The sequence below is a fragment of the Bradyrhizobium sp. SHOUNA76 genome (genome assembly GCF_023006445.1).
Taxonomy (GTDB): Bacteria; Pseudomonadota; Alphaproteobacteria; order Rhizobiales; family Xanthobacteraceae; genus Bradyrhizobium.
Genome location: NZ_JALBHA010000936.1, coordinates 1 through 1,132 on the forward strand (window position 1 = coordinate 1; position 1,132 = coordinate 1,132).

The 1,132-nt window shown below is 66.9% G+C and carries 2 protein-coding genes; both read right to left on the bottom strand.

The window, feature by feature from the left end:
• The coding region (locus MOV74_RS38755) for an efflux RND transporter permease subunit (protein ID WP_246932854.1) at nt 1-473 on the bottom strand (473 nt) is incomplete at its 3' end.
• The coding region (locus tag MOV74_RS38760; protein WP_246932856.1) for an efflux RND transporter periplasmic adaptor subunit at nt 473-1,132 on the bottom strand (660 nt) is incomplete at its 5' end. The genes MOV74_RS38755 and MOV74_RS38760, both read right to left, overlap by 1 nt.

Sequence of the window (1,132 nt, forward strand, 5' to 3'; positions counted from 1 at the left end):
GCGAGCTCGCGCATCGGCATGCCCTTGGCCTTGAGGGCATAAAGGGCGAAGCTCACGTCGGAATATTCGTCATTGACGAAGGGGCCGAGCACGCCGGAGGGCAGCTTGCGCGCTTCATCGCCCAGCTTCTTGCGGGCCTGGTAGAACTCCTCCTGCACGATCGAGGGCGGCGTGCTGTCCTTCAGCGTCACCGTCATGTAGGCGTAGCCCGGCCGCGTCGTCGTCTCCACCCGGTCGTACCAGGTCAGCTCCTGAATCCGCTTCTCCAGGGGCTCGGCGACCTGGTCCTGCATCTCGCGCGCGGTCGCGCCCGGCCAGACCGTCGTGACCGTCAGGGTCTTGATGGTGAAGGACGGATCCTCGGCCCGCCCGAGCATGAGGAAGGCGTAGGCGCCCGCGGCTGCCAATAGGAGGATGAAGAACAGGGTGACGGCCCGTTCGCGGACGGCGAGCGCGGAGAGATTGAAGCTCATCACTTGCTCCTGGTTTCCGAGGCGGTCTTGACGCGAGCGCCATCGTGCAGAAGATGAGCGCCGAGCGAAACGATCTGGTCACCGGACTTCGATCCGGAGATGACGGCCGTCTCGCTGGTCACGCGCAGAAGCTTGACAGGCTGCAAGCGTACGGTCGAGGTCGCGCTGTCGAACACCCAGACGCCGGTCGTTCTGCCGTCATCGAGCACGGCTCCGAGCGGCACCTGGACTTCCGGCTGATGATCCTGGCTGGCAAGCCGAATGGTGACGGTCGCGCCGAGCGGTGCCGCCGCGGCCTCGCCATCGAGCACGTAGCGGGCCTCATAGGTGCGGGTCTGGGGATCGGCGGAGTCCGACAATTGGCGCAGATGCCCGGTAAAGCGGCGTCCGTCGCTGCCATACAGGCTCGCTTCGGCGAGCGAACCGATCGCCGGCCGCATCGTTTCGGGAAGCGACACCACGGCTTCGCGAGGACCGGACTGGGCCAGCCGAACCACCGCCTGGCCGGCGGCGACGACCTGGCCGGGCTCACCCAGCGTTTGGGTGACCGTTCCGTCCGCATCCGCAACCAGGAGCGAGTAGGTCGCCTGGTTCTCGGCGACCTCTGCGTCGGCTTCCGCTGCAGCAAGCTGCGCTTTGGCGGTGTCCGACGCGGCCTT